We start from the raw sequence: 23,022 nt of genomic DNA on the forward strand, positions 1-23,022 counted from the left end.
TGGGAGGGGCGCGAACCGCGCGCCCCGCCATCTACCACAGGAGTAAGAGAGAAATGCAGCGCAGCAAGGCTTACCGCAAGGCCGCCGAGCAGATCGACATCGCGAAGCTCTACGAGCCCGCCGACGCCGTGAAGCTGGCCAAGGACACCAGCCCCACCAAGTTCGACGCGACGGTCGAGGTCGCGATGCGCCTCGGCGTCGACCCGCGCAAGGCCGACCAGATGGTCCGCGGCGTGGTCAACCTGCCGCACGGCACCGGCAAGACCGCCCGCGTGATCGTCTTCGCGCAGGGCGCCAAGGCCGAGGAGGCCGCCGCGGCCGGCGCCGACGAGGTCGGCACGGACGAGCTCGTCGCCCGCATCCAGGGTGGCTGGCTCGACTTCGACGCGGCGATCGCCACCCCGGACCAGATGGCCAAGATCGGCCGGATCGCCCGGATCCTCGGCCCCCGTGGCCTCATGCCGAACCCGAAGACGGGCACGGTCACCATGGACGTGACCAAGGCCGTCTCGGACATCAAGGGCGGCAAGATCACCTTCCGGGTGGACAAGCACTCGAACCTGCACCTGATCATCGGCAAGGCCTCGTTCAGCGAGGACCAGCTGCTGGAGAACTACGGCGCGGTGCTCGACGAGGTCCTGCGGGCCAAGCCGTCGGCCGCCAAGGGCAAGTACCTGAAGAAGGTCACCGTCAGCACCACGATGGGCCCCGGCGTGCAGATCGACCCGAACGTGGTCAAGAACCTGCGCGGCGAGAAGCCCGCCAGCTGATCGTCGGCAACATCGAATGAGGCCCCCGGGGTACACCCCGGGGGCCTTTTCTGTGCGAGGCTTCCGCCGTGCGATTCGACAACGTCTGGTTCCGGTACGGGCGCCGCGCGGGCTGGACCCTGCGGACGGTGGACGCGACCGTCGAGCCGGGCGCCACGGTGGTGGTCCTGGGCCGCAACGGCGCCGGCAAGTCGACCCTGCTGCAGCTGGCGGCCGGCGTGCTGCGGCCCGTGCACGGCGCGGTCCGGGAGCGCCCGCCGGTCGTCGGCTGGGTCCCGGAGCGCTTCCCGGCCGATCAGCCGTTCACGACCGAGCAGTACCTGACCCACATGGCCGCCGTCCGCGGCCTGCGCGGCGGCGCCGGGACCGACCGCTGGATCGAGCGCCTCGGGCTCGGCGAGCACCGCCACACCCGCCTGGCGGACCTCTCCAAGGGCACCGCGCAGAAGGTCGGCCTCGCGCAGGCGCTGCTGGTCCCCCCGGGCCTGCTGGTGCTCGACGAGCCGTGGGAGGGTCTCGACTCCGTGGCCCGCGCGCTGATACCGCAGCTCGTCGGCGAGGTCACCGCCGCCGGCGGCGCGGTGCTGGTCAGCGACCACCGCGGCGAGATCGCCGGCCTGCCGGACGCGATCCGCTGGACGGTCACCGGCGGCACGGTCACCCCCGCGGACCTCGCGCCGGATGCGGAACCCGACGAGGTGGTCGTCGAGCTCGCCGTCCGCCGGGCGGACGCCGACCAGACGATGGCCCGGCTGCGTGCCGACGGTCACCGTGTCCTGGGCGTACGCGCGGAGCGCACGCAATGACCGCGCTCGTCCGGATGCGCCTCGCGGGGTTCGTGCGTAGCGGGCGTGCCCTGGCGCCGGTCATCGCCGCCGTGGTGGTCCTCGGGGTCGTGCACGGCGGCGGGCAGTCCGCGGCCGCCCCGGCGTACGGCTACTCCGCCGTGATGCTCTTCCCGGTGCTCGCCTGGCAGGCCAAGCTGGTGCTGGACGCGGAGCCGGACGTGCAGCGCCGGCTGGCCCGGCTCGGCGTCGGGCCCGGCCGGGAGGCGTCCGCCGGGCTGCTGGCCGCCGCGCTGCTCGGAGCCGTCTTCTGCGCCGTCGCCATGGTGGTGCCCTGGTGGCCGTTCCACGCGATCCGCGGCCCGCTGCTCGGCTCCGGCGAGCCGTCGACGGCCGCCGGCGTCGCGCTCGGCGTGCTGGCGCACCTGCTGGCGCTGCCCGCCGCGGTGGCGCTGGGCGCGCTGGCCAGCCGCGCGGTGACGCGTACCGTCCGTAACGGGATCACGGTGCTGGTCGCCGGCGCGGTGCTGGCGATCGTCCTCGGCCTCAGCGACTCGATCGCGCCGTGGCTGGTCCCCCCGGTGATGGCCACCGCCCGGGCGCTGGCGGCCGACGCCGCGCCGCCCGGCGGCACGCTGTTGCTGCTCGCCGGCTGGACCCTGGCGTGGTGCGCGGCGGCGCTCGCCGGGTACGCCCGGCTGCGCCGCGGCCGCGCCTGACGCCGATTTGGTTTTCGGGTGTCCGGCCGCGTACTCTTCCTCCTGAAGTTCCACCCATAGACCGCTGGTCGCCGCGCCCTCACGGGTCGCGGACGAAGGCCTCGCAGCATGCGGGCGGCCCGCGCAGGGGAGAACGGTTCGTGATCACGTCGACGCGGCAACGCGTCCGTGTCCCGCCCCGTGCGCCCTGCGCCGGGGCGTTTCTCATTGTTCGGGCCGATCGGACGACCGGCGGCCCAGCACTGAGAGAGGAGGGACATGGCGGACAAGCCGGTCCGGGCCGACAAGGCCTCTGCCGTCGCCGAGCTCACGGAGAACTTCCGTAACTCGTCGGCCACCCTGCTGACCGAGTATCGCGGCCTCACGGTCTCGGAGATCACCGAGCTGCGGCGCTCGCTCGGCAGCGAGACCAAGTACTCCGTGTCGAAGAACACGCTCGCTAAGCGGGCGGCGACCGACGCGGGCATCGAGGGCCTCGACGCGCTGTTCACCGGTCCTACCGCGCTCGCCTTCGTGGGCGGGGACCCGGTCGAGGCGGCCAAGGGCCTTCGTGCCTTCGCCAAGGCCCACCCCGTCCTGATCATCAAGGGCGGCGTCTTCGAGGGCAAGGCCGTCACGGCCGCCGAGGTTGGCAAGATCGCCGACCTCGAGTCCCGCGAGGTGCTGCTTGCGAAGCTCGCCGGCGCCATGAAGGGCAACCTGACCAAGGCGGCGGCGACGTTCCAGGCCCCGCTCGCCCAGGTCGCTCGCCTGGCCGCGGCCCTGCAGGACAAGCGCGCACAGGACGGTTCCGCCGAGGCCTGATCGGGCCCCGAGCGGAGTTTGACTTTCAATCCACAGAACCAACGAAAGGTTGCCACCATGGCGAAGCTCAGCACCGACGAGCTGCTCGGCGCGTTCAAGGAAATGACGCTGATCGAGCTGTCCGAGTTCGTGAAGCAGTTCGAAGAGGTCTTCGAGGTCACCGCCGCCGCGCCGGTCGCCGTCGCCGCCGCCGGTGGCGCTGCCGCCGCGCCCGAGGCCGCGGTCGAGCAGGACTCCTTCGACGTCGTCCTCGAGGGTGACGGCGGCAAGAAGATCCAGGTCATCAAGGTCGTGCGTGAGCTGACCGGCCTGGGCCTCAAGGAGGCCAAGGACGCCGTCGAGGCCGCCCCCAAGGCGATCCTCGAGGGTGTCAACAAGGAGAAGGCTGAGGCCGCCAAGGCCAAGCTCGAGGGCGAAGGCGCGAAGGTCACCCTCAAGTGATCTAAGGCTGTGCCGGTCGGGGGTGGTGGTCCGCAAGGACCGCCACCCCCGTCTTCGTTTCGATGGATACGCAGGTCAGCGCCGGTTTTGTCGACCGTCCGAAGGTCGACGGACAAAAGCCCCCAAACCCCGCTTTTCGTACGCTAAAGTCGCTTTTACGTGCCCGGCGGTCGTCGGCGCGGTACCGACCAATGGCGCAGGCCTTGACTGTGTGTCCCGTGACAGGCACGCTGACATCAGCAAGTTTCCGCGCTTGCGACAGCCGCCCTGCGGGTACACCGGGATTCAACGGGTCCTCGCAGATCGGCACCCGAGGGAGAGAAGCCGCGTTCCGAGCGGCCCCGCACGACGCACCGACCTGGAGGCGCAGGTCAGGGGCGGCGGGGATGCGTTCCGCAGGCACCCTCTGGTGTGGGCTGGACAGCGGTTAGCCGAGCGGCTACACTGCTAGTTTGCGCTGCCTTCTGTCTTGAGCCCTGCAGGAATATCCATCCGGATGATTTCCTGGGGGTTCATTGGAGTGCACGCAGACAAGTGACGCAGACAGTTGCATCAGCAGCTCAGCCGCATCAGCAGCACCGGTCCTCGGAAGGACGCATCTTGGCAGCTTCCCGCCCTGCGAAGACCAGTCGTACGTCGAGCGCTTACGCTCCCCGCCGCATTTCATTCGGCAGGATCACCGAGCAACTTGAGGTCCCAAACCTCCTCGCCCTCCAGACGGAGTCCTTCGACTGGTTGGTCGGGAACGAGGCTTGGCAAGCGCGCTCGACGGACGATCCTCACGCCCACTCGGGCCTCGCAGAGATCCTCGAAGAGATCAGTCCCATTGAGGACTTCTCCGGCACCATGTCGCTGTCCTTCTCAGCGCCGCGCTTCGACGAGGTCAAGGCCTCGATCGAGGAGTGCAAGGAGAAGGACCTGACCTACTGCGCGCCGCTGTTCGTGACCGCGGAATTCACCAACAACACCACTGGCGAGATCAAGAGCCAGACCGTGTTCATGGGTGACTTCCCGATGATGACCCCCAAGGGGACGTTCGTCATCAACGGCACTGAGCGCGTCGTGGTGAGTCAGCTCGTCCGCTCGCCGGGCGTGTACTTCACGAAGGAGCCGGACAAGACCTCAGACCGCGACCTTTCCAGCGTCAAGGTCATCCCGAGCCGGGGTGCCTGGCTCGAGTTCGATATCGACAAGCGCGACACCGTCGGTGTCCGCATCGACCGCAAGCGCCGGCAGGCCGTCACCGTCCTGCTCAAGGCGATCGGTTGGTCGGCGGAGCAGATCCGGGAGCGGTTCGGCTGGTCCGAGCTGCTCATGACGACGCTCGAGAAGGACCACATCGCGGGGCAGGACGAGGCCCTGCTCGACATCTACCGCAAGCTCCGCCCTGGCGAGCCGCCGACGCGGGAGAACGCGCAGACCCTGCTCGACAACCTCTTCTTCAACCCGAAGAGGTACGACGTCGCCAAGGTCGGCCGTTACAAGTTCAACAAGAAGCTCGACATCGACGTCCCGATCGTCCGGGGCACGCTGACCGAGGAAGACATCGTCAAGACCGTGGACTACCTCTGCCGGCTGCACGCCGGTGAGGAGGGCTACGAGGCCGACGACATCGACCACTTCGGCAACCGTCGCCTGCGCACCGTCGGCGAGCTCATCCAGAACCAGGTCCGGGTGGGCCTGTCCCGGATGGAGCGCGTCGTCCGTGAGCGCATGACGACCCAGGACGTCGAGGCGATCACGCCGCAGACCCTGATCAACATCCGCCCCGTGGTGGCCGCGATCAAGGAGTTCTTCGGCACGTCGCAGCTGTCGCAGTTCATGGACCAGACCAACCCGCTGGCGGGCCTGACCCACCGGCGCCGGCTGAGCGCGCTCGGCCCCGGTGGTCTGTCCCGTGAGCGGGCCGGCTTCGAGGTCCGCGACGTGCACACGTCGCACTACGGCCGGATGTGCCCGATCGAGACGCCGGAGGGCCCGAACATCGGCCTGATCGGCGCCCTCTCGACGTTCGCGCGGGTCAACCCGTTCGGGTTCATCGAGACGCCGTACCGCCGGGTGGACAACGGCCGGGTCACCGACCAGGTCGACTACCTGACGGCCGACGAAGAGGACCGGTTCGTCAAGGCGCAGGCCAACGCGCCGCTCAAGAGCGACGGCACCTACGCCGAGGACCGCGTTCTCGTCCGCCGTAAGGGCGGCGAGATCGACTACGTCCCCGGCGAGCAGGTCGACTACATGGACGTCTCGCCGCGGCAGATGACCTCGGTCGCGACGGCGATGATCCCGTTCCTCGAGCACGACGACGCGAACCGTGCCCTCATGGGTGCCAACATGCAGCGTCAGGCCGTTCCGCTGGTCAAGGCGGAGGCCCCGCTGGTCGGCACGGGCATGGAGTACCGTGCCGCCGTCGACGCCGGCGACGTGGTCGTCGCCGAGGTCGGCGGTCTGGTCGAGGACCTGTGCGCCGACTACGTGACGGTGCACCAGGACGACGGCCACCGCCGGACCTACCTGCTGCACAAGTTCCGCCGCAGCAACGCGGGCTCCTGCGTCAACCAGAAGCCCGTCGTCTTCGAGGGCGACCGGGTCGAGGCCGGCCAGGTCATCGCCGACGGTCCGTGTACCGACGAGGGTGAGATGGCCCTCGGCCGGAACCTGCTCGTCGCGTTCATGTGCTGGGAAGGCCACAACTACGAGGACGCGATCATCCTGTCGCAGCGCCTCGTGCAGCAGGACGTCCTCACCTCGATCCACATCGAGGAGCACGAGGTCGACGCCCGCGACACCAAGCTCGGCCCGGAAGAGATCACCCGTGACATCCCCAACGTCAGCGAGGAAATGCTCGCCGACCTGGACGAGCGCGGCATCATCCGGATCGGCGCCGAGGTCGTGCCCGGCGACATCCTGGTCGGCAAGGTCACGCCCAAGGGCGAGACCGAGCTGACCCCCGAGGAGCGGCTGCTGCGCGCGATCTTCGGCGAGAAGGCCCGGGAGGTCCGGGACACCTCGCTGAAGGTGCCGCACGGCGAGACCGGCACGGTCATCGGCGTACGCACGTTCTCGCGCGAGGACGGCGACGAGCTGCCCCCGGGCGTGAACGAGCTGGTCCGGGTCTACGTCGCCCAGAAGCGCAAGATCCAGGACGGCGACAAGCTCGCCGGCCGGCACGGCAACAAGGGCGTCATCTCGAAGATCCTGCCCATCGAGGACATGCCGTTTCTCGAGGACGGTACGCCGGTCGACATCGTGCTCAACCCGCTCGGTGTGCCCTCGCGTATGAACATCGGCCAGGTCCTGGAGACCCACCTCGGGTGGATCGCCAAGACGGGCTGGGAGGTCGAGGGCGACGACGCCGACTGGAAGCGGCAGCTGCGCGCCATCGACGCGCACGAGTCGCCGAAGGACAGCAACGTCGCGACGCCGGTCTTCGACGGCGCCCGCGAGGAGGAGATCAAGGGCCTTCTCGAGTCGACGGTGGTCAACCGTGACGGTAAGCGGTTGGTCAACGGCGACGGCAAGGCGCAGCTCTTCGACGGTCGCTCCGGTGAACCGCTGCCGGACCCGATCTCCGTCGGCTACGTCTACATCCTGAAGCTGAACCACCTGGTCGACGACAAGATCCACGCTCGCTCGACCGGCCCGTACTCGATGATCACGCAGCAGCCGCTGGGTGGTAAGGCGCAGTTCGGTGGCCAGCGGTTCGGCGAGATGGAGTGCTGGGCGATGCAGGCCTACGGTGCGGCTTACGCACTGCAGGAGCTGCTCACCATCAAGTCCGACGACGTCCTGGGCCGCGTGAAGGTCTACGAGGCCATCGTCAAGGGCGAGAACATCCCGGAGCCGGGAATCCCCGAGTCGTTCAAGGTGCTGCTCAAGGAGCTGCAGTCGCTGTGCCTGAATGTCGAGGTGCTCTCCAGCGACGGCGTTGCCCTGGAAATGCGTGAGACCGACGACGAGGTCTTCCGGGCCGCGGAAGAACTCGGCATCGACCTGTCGAGGCGTCCGAACGAGGGCGTCAGCAGCGTCGAAGAGATCTGACGGAAGCGTCCCCGGTGGTTGAAACTGCCGGGGACGCCCCCGCCGGCCTGGAAAATATCCGAGCAACGAAACACGAGGGATAGACCAAGTGCTCGACGTCAACTTCTTCGACGAGTTGCGCATCGGCCTTGCTACTGCTGACGACATCCGACAGTGGTCGCACGGTGAGGTCAAGAAGCCCGAGACGATCAACTACCGCACGCTCAAGCCCGAGAAGGACGGACTCTTCTGCGAGAAGATCTTCGGTCCGCAGCGGGACTGGGAGTGCTACTGCGGTAAATACAAGCGGGTTCGGTTCAAGGGCATCATCTGTGAGCGCTGCGGCGTCGAGGTGACCCGGTCCAAGGTGCGCCGTGAGCGCATGGGCCACATCGAGCTGGCCGCGTCGGTCACGCACATCTGGTACTTCAAGGGTGTGCCGAGCCGGCTGGGCTACCTGCTCGACCTGGCGCCCAAGGATCTCGAGAAGATCATCTACTTCGCCTCGTACGTGATCACGAGCGTTGACGCCGAGGCGCGTCACCGCGACATGTCCACCATCGAGAACGAGATCTTCGCCGAGAAGCGGCAGTCCGAGAACAGCCGCGACTCCGAGATCGAGAAGCGGGCCGCCAAGCTCGAGCAGGATCTCGCCGAGCTCGAGGCCGAGGGTGCCAAGGCCGACGTGCGCCGCAAGGTCAAGGAGGCTGGCGAACGCGAGATGCGCCAGATCCGTGACAAGGCGCAGCGCGAGATCGACCGGCTCGACGAGGTGCTCGACACGTTCCGCAAGCTCGACAGCAAGCAGCTCGTCACCGACGAGCTGCTCTACCGCGAGCTGCGCGACCGCTTCGGCGAGTACTTCACCGGTGGCATGGGTGCCGAGGCGATCAAGGCCCTGCTGGAGAACATGGACCTCGACGCCGAGGCCGAGTCGCTGCGCGAGACCATCCGCAGCGGCAAGGGCCAGCGCAAGATCCGTGCGCTCAAGCGGCTCAAGGTCGTCGCCGCGTTCCTGAACACCCGCAACTCGCCGCTCGGCATGGTGCTGGACTGCGTCCCGGTCATCCCGCCGGACCTGCGCCCGATGGTGCAGCTCGACGGTGGCCGCTTCGCGACCAGCGACCTGAACGACCTGTACCGCCGGGTCATCAACCGCAACAACCGGCTCAAGCGACTGATCGACCTCGGCGCCCCCGAGATCATCGTCAACAACGAGAAGCGGATGCTGCAGGAGGCCGTCGACGCGCTGTTCGACAACGGCCGCCGCGGCCGGCCGGTCACCGGCCCGGGTAACCGTCCGCTGAAGTCGCTGTCCGACATGCTCAAGGGCAAGCAGGGCCGCTTCCGGCAGAACCTGCTCGGCAAGCGCGTCGACTACTCCGGCCGTTCCGTCATCGTCGTCGGCCCCCGGCTCAAGCTGCACCAGTGCGGCCTGCCGAAGCAGATGGCGCTGGAGCTGTTCAAGCCGTTCGTGATGAAGCGCCTGGTCGACCTGAACCACGCGCAGAACATCAAGTCGGCCAAGCGGATGGTCGAGCGTCAGCGCGCCGTCGTGTGGGACGTCCTCGAAGAGGTCATCAGCGAGCACCCGGTGCTGCTGAACCGCGCGCCGACCCTGCACCGCCTGGGCATCCAGGCCTTCGAGCCGCAGCTGGTCGAGGGCAAGGCGATCCAGATCCACCCGCTCGTCTGTACGGCGTTCAACGCCGACTTCGACGGCGACCAGATGGCGGTGCACGTGCCGCTGTCGGCCGAGGCGCAGGCCGAGGCCCGGATCCTGATGCTCTCGTCGAACAACATCCTCAAGCCGGCCGACGGCAAGCCCGTCACCATGCCCACCCAGGACATGGTCATCGGCCTCTACTACCTGACGCACCTGACCCAGGGTGCGAAGGGCGAGGGCCGGGTCTTCAGCTCGGACGCCGAGGCTCGGATGGCGTTCGACAACGGCGAACTGCACCTGCAGGCGCAGGTGAAGATCAGGCTGCCCGAGGTGGTCGAGGTCGACAACGGCGCGTCCGCGCCGGCGTGGGCCCAGCCCGAGGGCTGGGAGTCGGGCGACAAGCTGCTCGTCGAGACCACCCTGGGACGGGTGCTCTTCAACGAGACGCTGCCGCCGGGCTACCGCTACGTCAACTACGAGATCCGCAAGGGTCAGCTCTCCGCGATCGTCAACGACCTCGCCGAGCGCTTCCCCAAGGTTGCCCTCGCGGCGACCCTGGACGCGCTCAAGGAGGCCGGCTTCCACTGGGCCACCTGGTCCGGTGTGACGATCGGCATGGGCGACGTCATCGGCCCTCCGCGCAAGCCGGAGATCATCGCTCGCTACCAGGGCGAGGCCGACCGCATCGACAAGCAGTACCAGCGGGGCCTGATGACCGCCGAGGAACGTCGCGGCGAGCTCATCGACATCTGGACCAACGCGACCAAGGACATCTCGAAGGAGATGGAGACGGCGCTGCCGCAGGAGAACCCGCTCTGGGTCATGATCAACTCTGGCGCTCGCGGTAACCTCCTCCAGCTCCGGCAGATCGCCGCGATCCGTGGTCTGGTTGCCAACCCCAAGGGCGAGATCATCCCGCGCCCGATCACCTCGTCGTACCGCGAGGGTCTGACCGTGCTGGAGTACTTCATCTCCACGCACGGTGCCCGTAAGGGCCTGGCGGACACCGCGCTGCGTACCGCCGACTCGGGTTACCTGACCCGGCGTCTGGTGGACGTCTCGCAGGACGTCATCATCCGTGAAGAGGACTGCGGCACCGACCGCGCGATCCCGATGACGGTGAGCGACCGCGAGCCCGACGGCACCCTCGTCGTGCACACGCACGCCGAGACCGGTGTGCACGCCCGCACCATCGCGGACGACATCACCGGCCCCGACGGCAGCATCGTGGTGGCACGTGGTGAGGACCTCAACTCGATCCTGGTCGACAAGCTCGTCGCCGCCGGGGTGGAGACGGTCCGGGTGCGCAGCGTCCTGACCTGCGAGTCGAAGCTCGGCGTGTGCGCGGCCTGCTACGGCCGCTCGCTGCCGACCGGCAAGTCGGTCGACATCGGCGAGGCCGTCGGCATCATCGCGGCCCAGTCCATCGGTGAGCCCGGCACGCAGCTGACGATGCGTACCTTCCACACCGGTGGTGTCGCGGGTGAGGACATCACCCAGGGTCTGCCGCGTGTGCAGGAGATCTTCGAGGCCCGCGTGCCCAAGGGCAAGGCGCCCATCGCCGACACCCCGGGACGCATCCGCATCGAGGACGGCGAGCGGTCGCGGAAGATCGTCGTGATCCCGGACGACGGCAGCGAGGAGATCGTGTACGACAAGATCTCCAAGCGCGTCAAGCTGCGGGCGCTCGACGGCGACCACGTCGCGGTCGGCGAGAAGCTCACCGAGGGCACCATCGACCCGCACGAGCTTCTGCGGATCATGGGTCCGCGGGCGGTCCAGGTCCACCTGACCAGTGAGGTCCAGGAGGTCTACCGCTCGCAGGGTGTGCTCATCCACGACAAGCACATCGAGATCATCATCCGCCAGATGCTCAAGCGGGTCACGGTCATCGACTCCGGCGCGACCGAGTTCCTGCCGGGCGTGCTGGTCGACCGGGCGCTCTTCGAGTCGGAGAACCGCCGGCTCGTCGGCGAGGGTGGCGAGCCCGCCGCCGGTCGCCCGGTGCTGATGGGTATCACCAAGGCCTCGCTGGCGACCGACTCCTGGCTCTCGGCGGCCTCCTTCCAGGAGACCACCCGGGTGCTCACCGACGCTGCGATCAACTCGCGCAGCGACTCGCTGGTGGGCCTCAAGGAGAACGTCATCATCGGCAAGCTCATCCCGGCCGGTACGGGCATCAGCAAGTACCGCAACATCCGGGTCGAGCCGACCGAGGAGGCCAAGGCCAAGGTGTACTCGATGACCGGGTACCCCGAGACCGACTACGGCTTCGGGCCGGCCAGCGGGCAGGCTGTGCCGCTGGACGACTTCGACTTCGGGTCGTACCGCTAAGGGTTTCAGGTAGTACCGCCGGGGCGGCCGCGCATCAATGCGCGGCCGCCCCTCGGTGTTCCTAAGATGGATGGGTGACCCTCCCCGCCACCGCCGTGCCCACCCGCCACCCGATGGATCCGGATCCGGCTCCGTCGACCAAGGCGCGTGCCGTCTTCGCCCTCGGCCTGGTGGCGTTCCTGACCGGGGCGTTCGTCGGCGGGGTGATTCCCGCCACCATCGCGCTGCTGCTGGCCCGCCAGGTCGAGCGCCAGGCCTACTCGGCGGGCGGCTACCTGACCGGCATGGTCTGGGTGCGCCGCGGCCGGCGGCTGGCCTGGGCGGGGATCGTGCTGGCGCTCACCACGCTGGTGGTCGCGGCGATCGCCGGCCTGCTGCATCTGGCCGGCGGGCCGGTCGGCCAGGACTTCGGCGCGAACACCGACTGAGAGCCCGCCAGCGCCCTGGGGCTGCGCCGGACCACGTTCGGGTGACATGCTCGGTTGATCCAGCGGTTGGCGGGGAGAGGGACGGTCCGTGACGCAGCAGCCAGGTTCGTGGTCGGCACCACCGGCGGCGCCGTACGGGCAGCCACCGCCGGCACAGGTGCCGGCGCAGCCGTCCGGCGTCCTGCCGCCGAAGTCGAACGAGCTGTGGACCCCGGAGCGGGTGGAGGCCGTGCCCGGCACCGGGTTCGGCCTGGTCCAGCTCAGGGTTACGCCGATCACGTCCGGACTGGCGATCGGCGCGCTGATGGCCGGAATCGCCTCGATCCTGGTGTCCACGTTGGTGCTCTGCTTCGGCATCGCCGGCTCGTCGGAGGGCTGGGGCGGCTGGGTGGCGGGCGCGTTCGCCCTGCTCAGCGTCCTCTTCGGCGGCGGCGCCGTCGGTGTCGGCCTGGCCGCCCGGCGGCAGATCCGCAGCTCAGGTGCCGCCGGCCGGGTCCGCTTCACCGGCAACGGCGTCGCCGTGGCGGGGCTCTGGTGCGGGGGAGTCGGGCTGGGAATCGCGGTGCTGACGTTGTTGTTGGTAGTGGTGTTGCAGCAATCGTGAGACCTCTGGTGCCGGATCCGACACCGCGGCTCTGTCGTGCCGGGGCACCCGGTACACTTGTTAGTTGGAGATGTCCATCAGGGGAAACCGGCTCGTTTTGACCTGTGTCCCTGAGGTGGGTATTCTTTCCCCTCGTGCCCGGGCTCGCCCGGGCAACTCGTGCGTGCGCCCGAGTCTGTGGTAATCGACGGGGCAGTGGCACGACAGGGTTACAGCCCTGACAAAGACAGAACACTCGTTGCGTGTGTCAAGCGCGCGGCGGGACCGTGAGCCGGACGACACGCCCGACCGCGGGTGTCGGAGACCCAAACCGGGGTCTCACGACGCACAACGCAAACGAAGACATTGCGGCCGCTAATAAGGGCGGCCGAAGGGAGCGGAGAAACCCGGTGCCCACGATCCAGCAGCTGGTCCGAAAGGGCCGCCAGGCGAAGACGAGCAAGACCAAGACGCCGGCGCTGAAGGGAAGCCCTCAGCGGCGCGGCGTGTGCACGCGCGTGTACACCACCACCCCCAAGAAGCCGAACTCTGCGCTGCGCAAGGTCGCTCGTGTGAAGCTCAGCAGCCAGATCGAGGTGACGGCGTACATCCCGGGCGTCGGCCACAACCTGCAGGAGCACTCGATCGTGCTCGTGCGCGGCGGTCGTGTTAAGGACCTCCCGGGCGTCCGCTACAAGATCGTCCGCGGTTCGCTGGACACCCAGGGTGTCCGCAACCGCAAGCAGGCCCGCAGCCGTTACGGCGCGAAGAAGGAGAAGAGCTGATATGCCGCGTAAGGGCCCTGCTCCGCGCCACCCGGTGGTCGCGGACCCGGTTTACAACTCGCCACTGGTCACCCAGCTGGTGAACAAGATCCTGGTCGGCGGCAAGCGTCAGCTCGCTGAGCGCATCGTCTACGGCGCCCTCGAGGGCTGCCGCGAGAAGAGCGGCACCGACCCCGTGGTGACGCTCAAGCGCGCCATGGACAACGTCAAGCCGACCCTCGAGGTCCGCAGCCGCCGTGTCGGTGGCGCGACCTACCAGGTGCCGGTCGAGGTCCGCACGCCGCGGCAGACCACCCTCGGTCTGCGCTGGCTGGTCCAGTACTCCAAGGCCCGCCGCGAGAAGACCATGATCGAGCGCCTGCAGAACGAGCTGCTCGACGCCAGCAACGGCCTCGGTGCCGCCGTCAAGCGGCGCGAGGACACCCACAAGATGGCGGAGTCCAACAAGGCCTTCGCGCACTACCGCTGGTAAGACCCCGCTGCCGGCCCGGTTCCCGCCGGGCCAACGCAGTCGGTCGTACCGGTCCTGCAGAGACGACGCCGAAGAAAAGTAGGGATTGAAGTGGCCGCCGCAGACGCGCTCGCCAAGGTACGCAACATCGGCATCATGGCGCACATCGACGCTGGTAAGACCACGACGACCGAGCGGATCCTGTTCTACACCGGTATCACGTACAAGATCGGTGAAGTCCACGAGGGCGCGGCCGTCATGGACTGGATGGAGCAGGAACAGGAACGCGGCATCACCATCACCTCCGCCGCCACGAAGTGCGAGTGGAACGGGTACACGATTCAGATCATCGACACGCCCGGCCACGTCGACTTCACGGTCGAGGTCGAGCGGTCGCTGCGTGTGCTCGACGGTGCTGTCGCGGTCTACGACGGCGTCGCCGGCGTGGAGCCCCAGACGGAGAACGTCTGGCGGCAGGCGGACAAGTACAACGTCCCGCGGATGTGCTTCGTCAACAAGCTCGACCGGACCGGTGCCGACTTCTTCCGCTGCGTGCAGATGATGATCGACCGGCTCAACGCCACGCCGCTCGTCCTGCAGATCCCGATCGGGCTCGAGGGCGACCACATCGGCGTCGTCGACCTGATCGGCATGCGGGCGCTCACCTGGCGTGGCGAGACCACCAAGGGCGAGGACTACGCGATCGAGGAGATCCCGGCCGACCTGGTCGACTCCGCGAACGAGTGGCGCGAGAAGCTCATCGAGACGCTCGCCGACGTGGACGACGCGGTCATGGAGAAGTACCTCGAGGGCGAAGAGGTCTCCCAGGACGAGATCAAGGCCGCCATCCGGCGCGCCACGATCGCCAGCAAGGCCAACCCGGTGCTGTGCGGCTCGGCGTTCAAGAACAAGGGCGTTCAGCCCATGCTCGACGCCGTCGTCGACTTCCTGCCGTCTCCGCTGGACGTCCCGGCCATCGACGGCACCGCCGTCGACGGTGAGACCCCGATCGTGCGCAAGCCGTCGAACGACGAGCCCTTCTCGGGCCTGGCGTTCAAGATCCAGACGGACAAGCACCTCGGCAAGCTCACCTACGTCCGGGTCTACTCCGGCACGCTCGACTCCGGCTCCCAGGTGGTCAACTCCACCAAGGACCGCAAGGAGCGGATCGGCAAGATCTACCAGATGCACGCGAACAAGCGTGAGGAGCGCCCGTCGGCGCAGGCCGGCGACATCATCGCCGTCCAGGGTCTCAAGCAGACCACCACCGGCGACACGCTCAGCGACCCGGCGAACCCGGTCATCCTGGAGTCGATGACCTTCCCGGAGCCGGTCATCCAGGTCGCCATCGAGCCGAAGACCAAGTCCGACCAGGAGAAGCTGGGCGTCGCGATCCAGCGCCTGGCCGAGGAGGACCCGACCTTCCGCGTCTTCAACGACGAGGAGACCGGTCAGACGGTCATCGCCGGCATGGGCGAGCTGCACCTCGACATCCTCGTGGACCGCATGCGCCGCGAGTTCAACGTCGAGGCGAACATCGGTAAGCCGCAGGTGGCGTACCGCGAGACGATCCGCGGCACCGTGGAGAAGCTCACCTACGTGCACAAGAAGCAGACCGGTGGCTCGGGCCAGTACGCGAAGGTCGTCGTCACCGTCGAGCCCCTGTCGCTCGCGGCGGACGGCCCGACCTACGAGTTCGTCAACGCGGTGTCCGGCGGTCGCATCCCCAAGGAGTACATCCCTTCGGTGGACGCGGGCGCGCAGGACTCGCTGCAGTACGGCGTCCTCGCCGGCTACCCGCTGGTCGGCGTGAAGCTGACGCTGGTGGACGGCCAGTTCCACGAGGTCGACTCGTCGGAAATGGCGTTCAAGATCGCCGGCTCGATCGTGATGAAGGAGGCGGCCCGCAAGGCCGACCCCGCACTCCTCGAGCCGATGATGTCCGTTGAGGTCACCACCCCTGAGGACAACATGGGTGACGTCATCGGTGACCTCAACTCCCGCCGCGGCATCATCCAGTCGATGGAGGAGCGTCACGGCGCTCGCGTCATCAAGGCTCTGGTGCCGCTCTCGGAGATGTTCGGCTACGTCGGCGACCTGCGGTCGAAGACTCAGGGCCGGGCGAGCTACAGCATGCAGTTCGACTCCTACGCCGAAGTTCCTCAGAGCGTGGCGAAGGAGATCATCGCTAAGGCCACCGGCGCCTGACGCGTTGAGGCACGTGCGGTCCGTCGAGGACCGCACGTGCACGAGCAGTCGACAGAGTCCTGAGCGCCTTATCGGCGTGCCGGGCGAGAAGAAAAGACACAGTCCACAGGAGGACACCAGTGGCGAAGGCGAAGTTCGAGCGGACTAAGCCGCACGTCAACATCGGCACCATTGGTCACATCGACCACGGTAAGACGACGCTGACTGCGGCAATCACGAAGGTCCTGCACGACGAGTACCCGGACCTGAACCCCTACACGCCGTTCGACGAGATCGACAAGGCGCCGGAGGAGAAGGCCCGCGGCATCACGATCTCGATCGCGCACGTCGAGTACCAGACCGCGTCGCGGCACTACGCGCACGTGGACTGCCCCGGCCACGCCGACTACATCAAGAACATGATCACCGGTGCCGCGCAGATGGACGGCGCGATCCTGGTGGTTGCCGCGACCGACGGCCCGATGCCGCAGACCAAGGAGCACGTGCTCCTGGCCCGCCAGGTCGGCGTTCCGTACATCGTTGTCGCCCTGAACAAGAGCGACATGGTCGAGGACGAGGAGCTCCTGGAGCTCGTCGAGCTCGAGGTCCGCGAGCTGCTCAGCACCTACGAGTTCCCGGGCGACGACCTGCCGGTCGTGCGTGTCTCGGCGCTCAAGGCGCTCGAGGGCGACGCGGAGTGGAGCGGCAAGCTCATGGAGCTGATGAACGCGGTCGACACCGCGATCCCGCAGCCCGAGCGTGAGACCGAGAAGCCGTTCCTCATGCCGATCGAGGACGTCTTCACGATCACCGGTCGCGGTACGGTCGTCACCGGCCGGGCCGAGCGCGGCATCCTCAAGCCGAACGAGGAGGTCGAGATCGTGGGTATCCGCGAGAAGTCGACCAAGACCGTTTGCACCGGCATCGAGATGTTCCGCAAGCTGCTCGACGAGGCCCGCGCGGGCGAGAACGTCGGTCTGCTGCTGCGTGGCATCAAGCGCGAGGACGTCGAGCGCGGCATGGTCGTCGTGAAGCCCGGCACCAGCACCCCGCACACGGAGTTCGAGGGCCAGGTCTACATCCTCTCGAAGGAGGAGGGCGGCCGGCACACCCCGTTCTTCCAGAACTACCGCCCGCAGTTCTACTTCCGCACCACGGACGTCACCGGCGTCGTCACGCTGCCCGAGGGCACCGAGATGGTCATGCCGGGCGACTCCACCAGCATGTCGGTCAAGCTGATCCAGCCGATCGCCATGGAGCAGGGCCTGAAGTTCGCGATCCGTGAGGGTGGCCGCACCGTCGGCGCCGGCACGGTCACGAAGATCAACGTCTGAGTAAGCACCCCGATTAGCAATGCCGCGATCGATGCGGCATACTAGTCAGGTTGCGTCCGCGCAGGGTGGTTGGCTGCTCTCGCTTTCGAGAGAGGGCGGTCAGCCACCCTCGCCGGGTGTCCGGCGTGGTTCTTAGCAGCCGCCGGCATCCCCGATCCCGACGGATCAAGGAAGACTCCCTGGAGGATTTCTTGCGGGCATGATCGCTCCAGATTCTTGGGGCGGAGCCTGGTTCACCAGCGCGACACGCCCGACCGCGGGGGTCGGACATCGCAGGACCAACGGTCCTGCGGGCATGCGAGGGCCACAGCTTTCGCACGTAGCGGCATCGAGAGAAGGAAACAGAAGCCACCATGGCGGGACAGAAGATCCGCATCCGGCTCAAGGCCTATGACCACGAGGTCGTCGACTCCTCGGCGCGCAAGATCGTCGAGACGGTTACGCGTACCGGTGCGCAGGTTGCTGGCCCGGTGCCGCTGCCCACGGAGATCAACCGTTTCTGCGTGATCCGTTCGCCGCACAAGTACAAGGACTCGCGCGAGCACTTCGAGATGCGCACGCACAAGCGTCTGATCGACATCATCGACCCGACTCCGAAGACGGTCGACTCGCTGATGCGCCTCGACCTTCCGGCTGGCGTCGACATCGAGATCAAGCTGTAGGGATCCGGACAATGGACAGGCAAGTTAAGGGCATCCTGGGCGCCAAGCTCGGCATGACCCAGGTCTGGGACAACAACAAGGTCGTCCCGGTAACCGTGGTGCAGGCCGGCCCGTGCGTCGTGACCCAGGTCCGCACCCCCGAGACAGATGGCTACACCGCGGTTCAGCTGGCGTATGGCGCCATCGACCCGCGGAAGGTCAACAAGCCCGAGGGCGGCCACTACGCGAAGGCGGGTGTGTCGCCGCGGCGCCACATCGTGGAGCTGCGCACCACCGACGCCACCGAGTACGAGCTCGGCCAGGAGGTCACCGTAGAGGCGTTTGCGGTCGGTACGCCGATCGACGTCACCGGTAAGACCAAGGGCAAGGGCTACGCCGGTGTCATGAAGCGGCACGGTTTCCACGGCCTCAAGTCGAGCCACGGTGTTGAGCGCAAGCACCGTTCGCCCGGCTCCATCGGCGCCTGCGCGACGCCCGGCCGCGTCTTCCGGGGTACCCGGATGGCGGGTCGCATGGGCAACAAGCGCTTCACGGTGCAGAACCTGACGGTTCAGGCGGTCGACGTGGAGAACAACCTGCTGCTCGTCAAGGGCGCCGTTCCCGGCCCCAAGGGTGCGCTGGTCCTCGTCCGTACGGCGGCGAAGAAGAAGGGTGGTGCCAAGTGAGCTCGGTTGACGTGATCAACGCCGAGGGCACGAAGGCCGGCTCGGTCGAGCTGCCCGGCGACATCTTCGACGTGCAGGCGAACATCCCGCTGATGCACCAGGTCGTCGTGGCGCAGCTCGCCGCGGCTCGTCAGGGCACGCACAAGGCGAAGTCCCGCGGCGAGGTCTCCGGCGGCGGCAAGAAGCCTTACAAGCAGAAGGGCACCGGTCGCGCCCGTCAGGGCTCGATCCGCGCGCCGCAGTTCACCGGCGGTGGCGTCGTGCACGGCCCCGTGCCGCGCGACTACAGCCAGCGGACCCCGAAGAAGATGAAGGCCGCCGCCCTGCGTGGCGCCCTGTCCGACCGGGCCCGCGACGGCCTGGTGCACGTGGTCGAGGGCTTCATCGTCGGCGAGAAGCCGTCGACGAAGGCCGCGGTGGCCACGCTGCGCAAGGCGACCGAGTCGAACAAGGTTCTGGTCGTCCTGAGCAGCCACGATGAGCTGAACTGGATCTCGCTGCGTAACGAGCCGACCGTCCACCTCATCGAGGCCGGCCAGCTCAACACGTACGACGTCCTGGTCGCCGACGAGGTCGTCTTCACCAAGGAAGCCCTCGACGAGTTCCTGGGCGTTCCGGCCGAAGCCGCCGAGGAGGGGGACAAGTGAGCACGATCGCCGACCCGCGCGACATCATCGTCGCGCCCGTGGTCTCCGAGAAGAGCTACAGCGTTCTCGACCAGAACTGGTACACGTTCCTGGTTCACCCGGACGCCAACAAGACCCAGATCAAGATCGCGATTCAGCAGATCTTCGATGTCCGGGTGCTGACGGTGAACACCGCGAACCGCGAGGGCAAGCGCAAGCGCACCAAGACCGGCTTCGGTCAGCGCAAGGCGACCAAGCGCGCGATGGTGAAGCTGGCTGACGGTGACCGTATCGAGGCCTTCGGCGGCCCGGTCAGCTAAGGGGTTGTAAATCATGGCTATCCGTAAGTACAAGCCGACCACGCCGGGCCGTCGCGGCTCCAGCGTCGCCGACTTCGCCGAGATCACCCGGTCGACGCCGGAGAAGTCTCTGCTGGCCCCGCTGCCCAAGAAGGGTGGCCGCAACGTCCACGGTCGCATCACCACGCGGCACCAGGGCGGCGGTCACAAGCGGCAGTACCGGCTGATCGACTTCAAGCGCAACGACAAGGACGGCGTGCCGGCCAAGGTCGCTCACATCGAGTACGACCCCAACCGCACCTCCCGCATCGCACTGCTGCACTACGCCGACGGCGAGAAGCGCTACATCCTCGCGCCGAAGGACCTCAAGCAGGGCGACCGGGTCGAGTCGGGTGTCGGCGCGGACATCAAGCCGGGCAACAACCTGCCCCTGCGCAACATCCCGGTCGGTACGACGGTCCACGGTGTGGAGCTTCGTCCCGGCGGTGGCGCCAAGCTGGCCCGTTCGGCCGGCGTTGGCATCCAGCTGCTCGGTCGTGAGGGTGTGTACGCCACGCTGCGTATGCCCTCCGGCGAGATCCGTCGCGTGGACATCCGCTGCCGCGCGACCGTCGGCGAGATCGGTAACGCCGAGCAGTCGAACATCAACTGGGGCAAGGCCGGCCGCATGAGGTGGAAGGGCAAGCGCCCGACCGTCCGTGGTGTCGCCATGAACCCGGTCGACCACCCGCACGGTGGTGGTGAGGGTAAGACCTCAGGTGGTCGCCACCCGGTCAACCCCGCCGGAAAGCCGGAGGGCCGTACCCGCCGCAAGGGCCAGGAGAGCGACCGCATGATCGTTCGCCGCCGCTACGCCACCCGCAAGCGCGGGTAACGGGAGTTAAAAGATGCCTCGCAGCCTGAAGAAGGGCCCGTTCGTCGACGACCACCTCATCAAGAAGGTGGAAGTCCAGAACGAGAAGAACTCGAAGAACGTCATCAAGACCTGGTCGCGGCGCTCGACGATCATCCCCGACATGCTCGGGCACACGATCGCCGTGCACGACGGGCGCAAGCACGTCCCGGTGTTCATCACCGAGGCCATGGTCGGGCACAAGCTCGGCGAGTTCGCTCTGACCCGCACGTTCAAGGGTCACGAGAAGGACGACCGCAAGAGCCGTCGTCGCTAAGCAGTCCACGGATTAAGAAACAAGAGGGGTTACAGCGATGCCAGTCAAGGGCGACGCTCCGGCGCTTCCGGGCGCACGGGCGGTTGCGCGCCACGTGCGCATCTCGCCGAACAAGGCGCGCCGTGTGATCAACCTCGTCCGCGGTCTGCCCGCGAAGGAGGCTCTCACGGTTCTGCAGTTCGCACCGCAGGCCGCGAGCGAGCAGGTTTACAAGGTGCTCGCGAGCGCGATTGCGAACGCGGAGAACAACGAGCGGCTCGACCCGGACGCTCTCCTCGTCAGCGAGGCGTTCGTCGACGAGGGTCCGACGCTCAAGCGGTTCCGGCCGCGTGCGCAGGGCCGGGCGTACCGGATCCGCAAGCGCACCTGCCACATCACCGTGGCAGTGGAGGCGGTCCAGGTGGCCACTCCGGCCCGCAAGGCCGCCGCGAAGAAGGCCGCGCCTGCGAAGAAGGCGGCGCCCGCCGCCGAATCCCAGCAGAGCACGGAGGGTGCCGAGTAATGGGTCAGAAAGTTCACCCCACCGGGTTCCGTCTCGGCATCTCCACCGACTGGCGGAGCCGCTGGTTCGCGGACAAGCTCTACAAGGACTACATCGGCGAGGACGTCAAGATCCGCCGGATGATGTCCAAGGGCCTCGAGCGCGCCGGCATCTCCAAGGTCGACATCGAGCGCACCCGCGACCGGGTCCGCGTCGACATCCACACCGCCCGGCCGGGCATCGTCATCGGCCGTAAGGGTGCGGAGGCCGACCGGATCCGTGGCGAGCTCGAGAAGCTCACCGGCAAGCAGGTTCAGCTCAACATCCTCGAGGTGAAGAGCCCGGAGTCGGACGCACAGCTGGTGGCGCAGGGCGTCGCCGAGCAGCTGTCCAGCCGGGTCAGCTTCCGTCGGGCGATGCGCAAGGCGATGCAGTCGGCGATGAAGAACCCGGTCTGCAAGGGCATCCGCGTGCAGGTCTCCGGCCGCCTCGGCGGCGCGGAGATGAGCCGCACGGAGTTCTACCGCGAGGGTCGCGTTCCGCTGCACACGCTGCGCGCCAACATCGAGTACGGCTTCTTCGAGGCCCGTACGACCTTCGGCCGCATCGGTGTGAAGGTCTGGATCTACAAGGGCGACGCCGTGCCGGGTCGCGAGGTCGCCCCCGAGGCGCCCGCGCGTCCGCGCCGTGACCGTGCCGACCGCCCCGAGCGTCCGCGCCGTGGCCGTTCCGGCTCGTCCGGCACGACCGCGGGTGGCACCGAGGCCGGCCGCGCCGCCCAGGCCGCGGCTGTGACCCCCGCCCCGGCGGAGGCCGCACCCACGACCGACACCGCCGTTGCTCCGGCCGCGGCCGAAACGCAGCAGGAGGGCTGACACATGCTGATGCCGCGTAAGCCCCCGAAGGGCTTCCGCAAGCCGCACCACCCGGACCGCCACGGCGCGTCCAAGGGCGGCAACCGGGTGGTCTTCGGTGAGTTCGGTATCCAGGCCCTGGAGCCGGCGTATGTGACCAACCGGCAGATCGAGTCGGCCCGTATCGCCATGACTCGCCACATCAAGCGTGGCGGTAAGGTGTGGATCTCGATCTTCCCGGACCAGGCGCTGACCAAGAAGCCCGCCGAGACCCGCATGGGTTCCGGCAAGGGCTCGCCGGAGTGGTGGGTGGCGAACGTCAAGCCGGGACGGATCCTCTTCGAGATGTCCTTCCCGAACGAGACGATCGCGCGCGAAGCGATGCGTCGCGCGATCCACAAGCTCCCGATGAAGTGCCGCATCGTGACGCGCGAAGTGGGTGAAAGCTGATGGCAGCGGGCGTTAAGGCCTCCGAGCTGCGCGAACTCCCGGAAGAGGAGCTCGTTACGCGACTCAAGGAGTCCAAGGCGGAGCTGTTCAATCTCCGCGTCCAGGGTGCGACCGGTCAGCTCGACAACCACCGTCGTCTGCAGGTCGTCCGCAAGGACATCGCGAAGATCTACACGATCATGCGTGAGCGTGAGCTGGGGCTCTCGGCCGCGCCGACTGAGGTGACTACAGCATGAGCGAGAACGCAGCTGCTGAGCCGCGGAGCCAGCGCAAGGTGCGCGAGGGCCTCGTGGTCAGCGACAAGATGGACAAGACCGTCATCGTCGAGGTCGAGGACCGCGTCAAGCACGCGCTGTACGGCAAGGTTCTGCGGCGCACCCGCAAGCTTCAGGTGCACGACGAGCAGAACGCCTGCGGCGTGGGCGACCGGGTCTCGCTGATGGAGACCCGCCCGCTCTCCGCCACCAAGCGGTGGCGGGTCGTGGAGATCCTCGAAAAGGCCAAGTGAG

The 23,022-nt window shown here is 67.8% G+C and carries 24 protein-coding genes; all 24 read left to right on the top strand.

Annotated features, from left to right (window positions below; all coding sequences use genetic code 11):
- The first annotated feature begins 53 nt into the window (after nt 1-53).
- Nucleotides 54-770, top strand: coding sequence for a 50S ribosomal protein L1 (gene rplA, locus ACIBSW_RS27730; protein WP_354726834.1), 717 nt, complete (start codon nt 54-56; stop codon nt 768-770).
- A gap of 68 nt (nt 771-838) precedes the next feature.
- Nucleotides 839-1,576: an ATP-binding cassette domain-containing protein gene (locus ACIBSW_RS27735; RefSeq protein ID WP_354726835.1), complete on the top strand. Its 738-nt coding sequence runs from the start codon at nt 839-841 to the stop codon at nt 1,574-1,576.
- Nucleotides 1,573-2,274 carry a hypothetical protein gene (locus ACIBSW_RS27740; protein ID WP_354726837.1) on the top strand — a complete coding sequence of 234 codons (702 nt, stop codon included), beginning with the start codon at nt 1,573-1,575 and terminating at the stop codon, nt 2,272-2,274. The genes ACIBSW_RS27735 and ACIBSW_RS27740 overlap by 4 nt, the downstream gene beginning before the upstream one ends.
- Nucleotides 2,275-2,532: 258 nt before the next feature.
- Nucleotides 2,533-3,078 (top strand): 50S ribosomal protein L10, encoded by a 546-nt coding sequence (rplJ, locus tag ACIBSW_RS27745; protein ID WP_354726839.1) that lies wholly within the window; start codon nt 2,533-2,535, stop codon nt 3,076-3,078.
- A gap of 57 nt (nt 3,079-3,135) precedes the next feature.
- Nucleotides 3,136-3,519, top strand: a complete 384-nt coding sequence (gene rplL / locus ACIBSW_RS27750) for a 50S ribosomal protein L7/L12 (RefSeq protein WP_354726841.1) — start codon at nt 3,136-3,138, stop codon at nt 3,517-3,519.
- Nucleotides 3,520-4,119: 600 nt separating this feature from the next.
- A complete protein-coding gene (locus ACIBSW_RS27755; protein WP_354726843.1) occupies nt 4,120-7,560 on the top strand; it encodes a DNA-directed RNA polymerase subunit beta in 3,441 nt (1,146 codons plus the stop codon).
- A gap of 88 nt (nt 7,561-7,648) precedes the next feature.
- Nucleotides 7,649-11,539 (top strand): DNA-directed RNA polymerase subunit beta', encoded by a 3,891-nt coding sequence (locus ACIBSW_RS27760; RefSeq protein ID WP_354726845.1) that lies wholly within the window; start codon nt 7,649-7,651, stop codon nt 11,537-11,539.
- Between the two features lie 113 nt (nt 11,540-11,652).
- Nucleotides 11,653-11,967 (top strand): hypothetical protein, encoded by a 315-nt coding sequence (locus ACIBSW_RS27765; RefSeq protein WP_354725032.1) that lies wholly within the window; start codon nt 11,653-11,655, stop codon nt 11,965-11,967.
- Nucleotides 11,968-12,055: 88 nt separating this feature from the next.
- On the top strand, nt 12,056-12,571 hold the full coding sequence (locus tag ACIBSW_RS27770; RefSeq protein ID WP_354725018.1) for a hypothetical protein: 516 nt from the start codon (nt 12,056-12,058) through the stop codon (nt 12,569-12,571).
- A gap of 389 nt (nt 12,572-12,960) precedes the next feature.
- The gene (rpsL, locus tag ACIBSW_RS27775) at nt 12,961-13,335 is read left to right on the top strand and encodes a 30S ribosomal protein S12 (protein WP_014440718.1); all 375 of its coding nucleotides are present in this window, start codon (nt 12,961-12,963) and stop codon (nt 13,333-13,335) included.
- 1 nt (nt 13,336) lies between these two features.
- Nucleotides 13,337-13,807: a 30S ribosomal protein S7 gene (gene rpsG / locus ACIBSW_RS27780; RefSeq protein WP_041831882.1), complete on the top strand. Its 471-nt coding sequence runs from the start codon at nt 13,337-13,339 to the stop codon at nt 13,805-13,807.
- 90 nt (nt 13,808-13,897) lie between these two features.
- Nucleotides 13,898-15,994 carry an elongation factor G gene (fusA, locus tag ACIBSW_RS27785; RefSeq protein ID WP_354725015.1) on the top strand — a complete coding sequence of 699 codons (2,097 nt, stop codon included), beginning with the start codon at nt 13,898-13,900 and terminating at the stop codon, nt 15,992-15,994.
- A gap of 119 nt (nt 15,995-16,113) precedes the next feature.
- Nucleotides 16,114-17,307 (top strand): elongation factor Tu, encoded by a 1,194-nt coding sequence (tuf, locus tag ACIBSW_RS27790; RefSeq protein ID WP_354725013.1) that lies wholly within the window; start codon nt 16,114-16,116, stop codon nt 17,305-17,307.
- A gap of 353 nt (nt 17,308-17,660) precedes the next feature.
- Nucleotides 17,661-17,969, top strand: coding sequence for a 30S ribosomal protein S10 (gene rpsJ / locus ACIBSW_RS27795; protein ID WP_007073037.1), 309 nt, complete (start codon nt 17,661-17,663; stop codon nt 17,967-17,969).
- A gap of 11 nt (nt 17,970-17,980) precedes the next feature.
- Entirely contained in the window at nt 17,981-18,634 is a 654-nt protein-coding gene (gene rplC, locus ACIBSW_RS27800; protein WP_354725010.1) for a 50S ribosomal protein L3, read from the top strand.
- The gene (gene rplD / locus ACIBSW_RS27805) at nt 18,631-19,281 is read left to right on the top strand and encodes a 50S ribosomal protein L4 (protein WP_354725008.1); all 651 of its coding nucleotides are present in this window, start codon (nt 18,631-18,633) and stop codon (nt 19,279-19,281) included. Before rplC ends, rplD begins: the two co-directional genes overlap by 4 nt.
- A complete protein-coding gene (gene rplW, locus ACIBSW_RS27810; RefSeq protein WP_184997663.1) occupies nt 19,278-19,580 on the top strand; it encodes a 50S ribosomal protein L23 in 303 nt (100 codons plus the stop codon). Before rplD ends, rplW begins: the two co-directional genes overlap by 4 nt.
- A gap of 13 nt (nt 19,581-19,593) precedes the next feature.
- Complete coding sequence (rplB, locus tag ACIBSW_RS27815) at nt 19,594-20,433, top strand: 50S ribosomal protein L2 (RefSeq protein WP_184997662.1); 840 nt, start codon at nt 19,594-19,596, stop codon at nt 20,431-20,433.
- Nucleotides 20,434-20,446: 13 nt separating this feature from the next.
- Nucleotides 20,447-20,728, top strand: coding sequence for a 30S ribosomal protein S19 (rpsS, locus tag ACIBSW_RS27820; RefSeq protein WP_014440726.1), 282 nt, complete (start codon nt 20,447-20,449; stop codon nt 20,726-20,728).
- Between the two features lie 37 nt (nt 20,729-20,765).
- Nucleotides 20,766-21,230: a 50S ribosomal protein L22 gene (rplV, locus tag ACIBSW_RS27825; RefSeq protein ID WP_184997660.1), complete on the top strand. Its 465-nt coding sequence runs from the start codon at nt 20,766-20,768 to the stop codon at nt 21,228-21,230.
- On the top strand, nt 21,230-22,084 hold the full coding sequence (gene rpsC / locus ACIBSW_RS27830) for a 30S ribosomal protein S3 (protein ID WP_354725004.1): 855 nt from the start codon (nt 21,230-21,232) through the stop codon (nt 22,082-22,084). The genes rplV and rpsC overlap by 1 nt, the downstream gene beginning before the upstream one ends.
- Nucleotides 22,085-22,087: 3 nt before the next feature.
- Nucleotides 22,088-22,513 (top strand): 50S ribosomal protein L16, encoded by a 426-nt coding sequence (rplP, locus tag ACIBSW_RS27835; RefSeq protein ID WP_015618999.1) that lies wholly within the window; start codon nt 22,088-22,090, stop codon nt 22,511-22,513.
- Nucleotides 22,513-22,749: a 50S ribosomal protein L29 gene (rpmC, locus tag ACIBSW_RS27840; RefSeq protein WP_184997658.1), complete on the top strand. Its 237-nt coding sequence runs from the start codon at nt 22,513-22,515 to the stop codon at nt 22,747-22,749. Before rplP ends, rpmC begins: the two co-directional genes overlap by 1 nt.
- Entirely contained in the window at nt 22,746-23,021 is a 276-nt protein-coding gene (rpsQ, locus tag ACIBSW_RS27845) for a 30S ribosomal protein S17 (protein WP_184997657.1), read from the top strand. The genes rpmC and rpsQ overlap by 4 nt, the downstream gene beginning before the upstream one ends.
- Nucleotide 23,022: the final 1 nt, after the last annotated feature.

Origin of the sequence: Actinoplanes sp. NPDC049668, from assembly GCF_044465445.1 — a bacterium.
GTDB lineage: Bacteria > Actinomycetota > Actinomycetes > Mycobacteriales > Micromonosporaceae > Actinoplanes.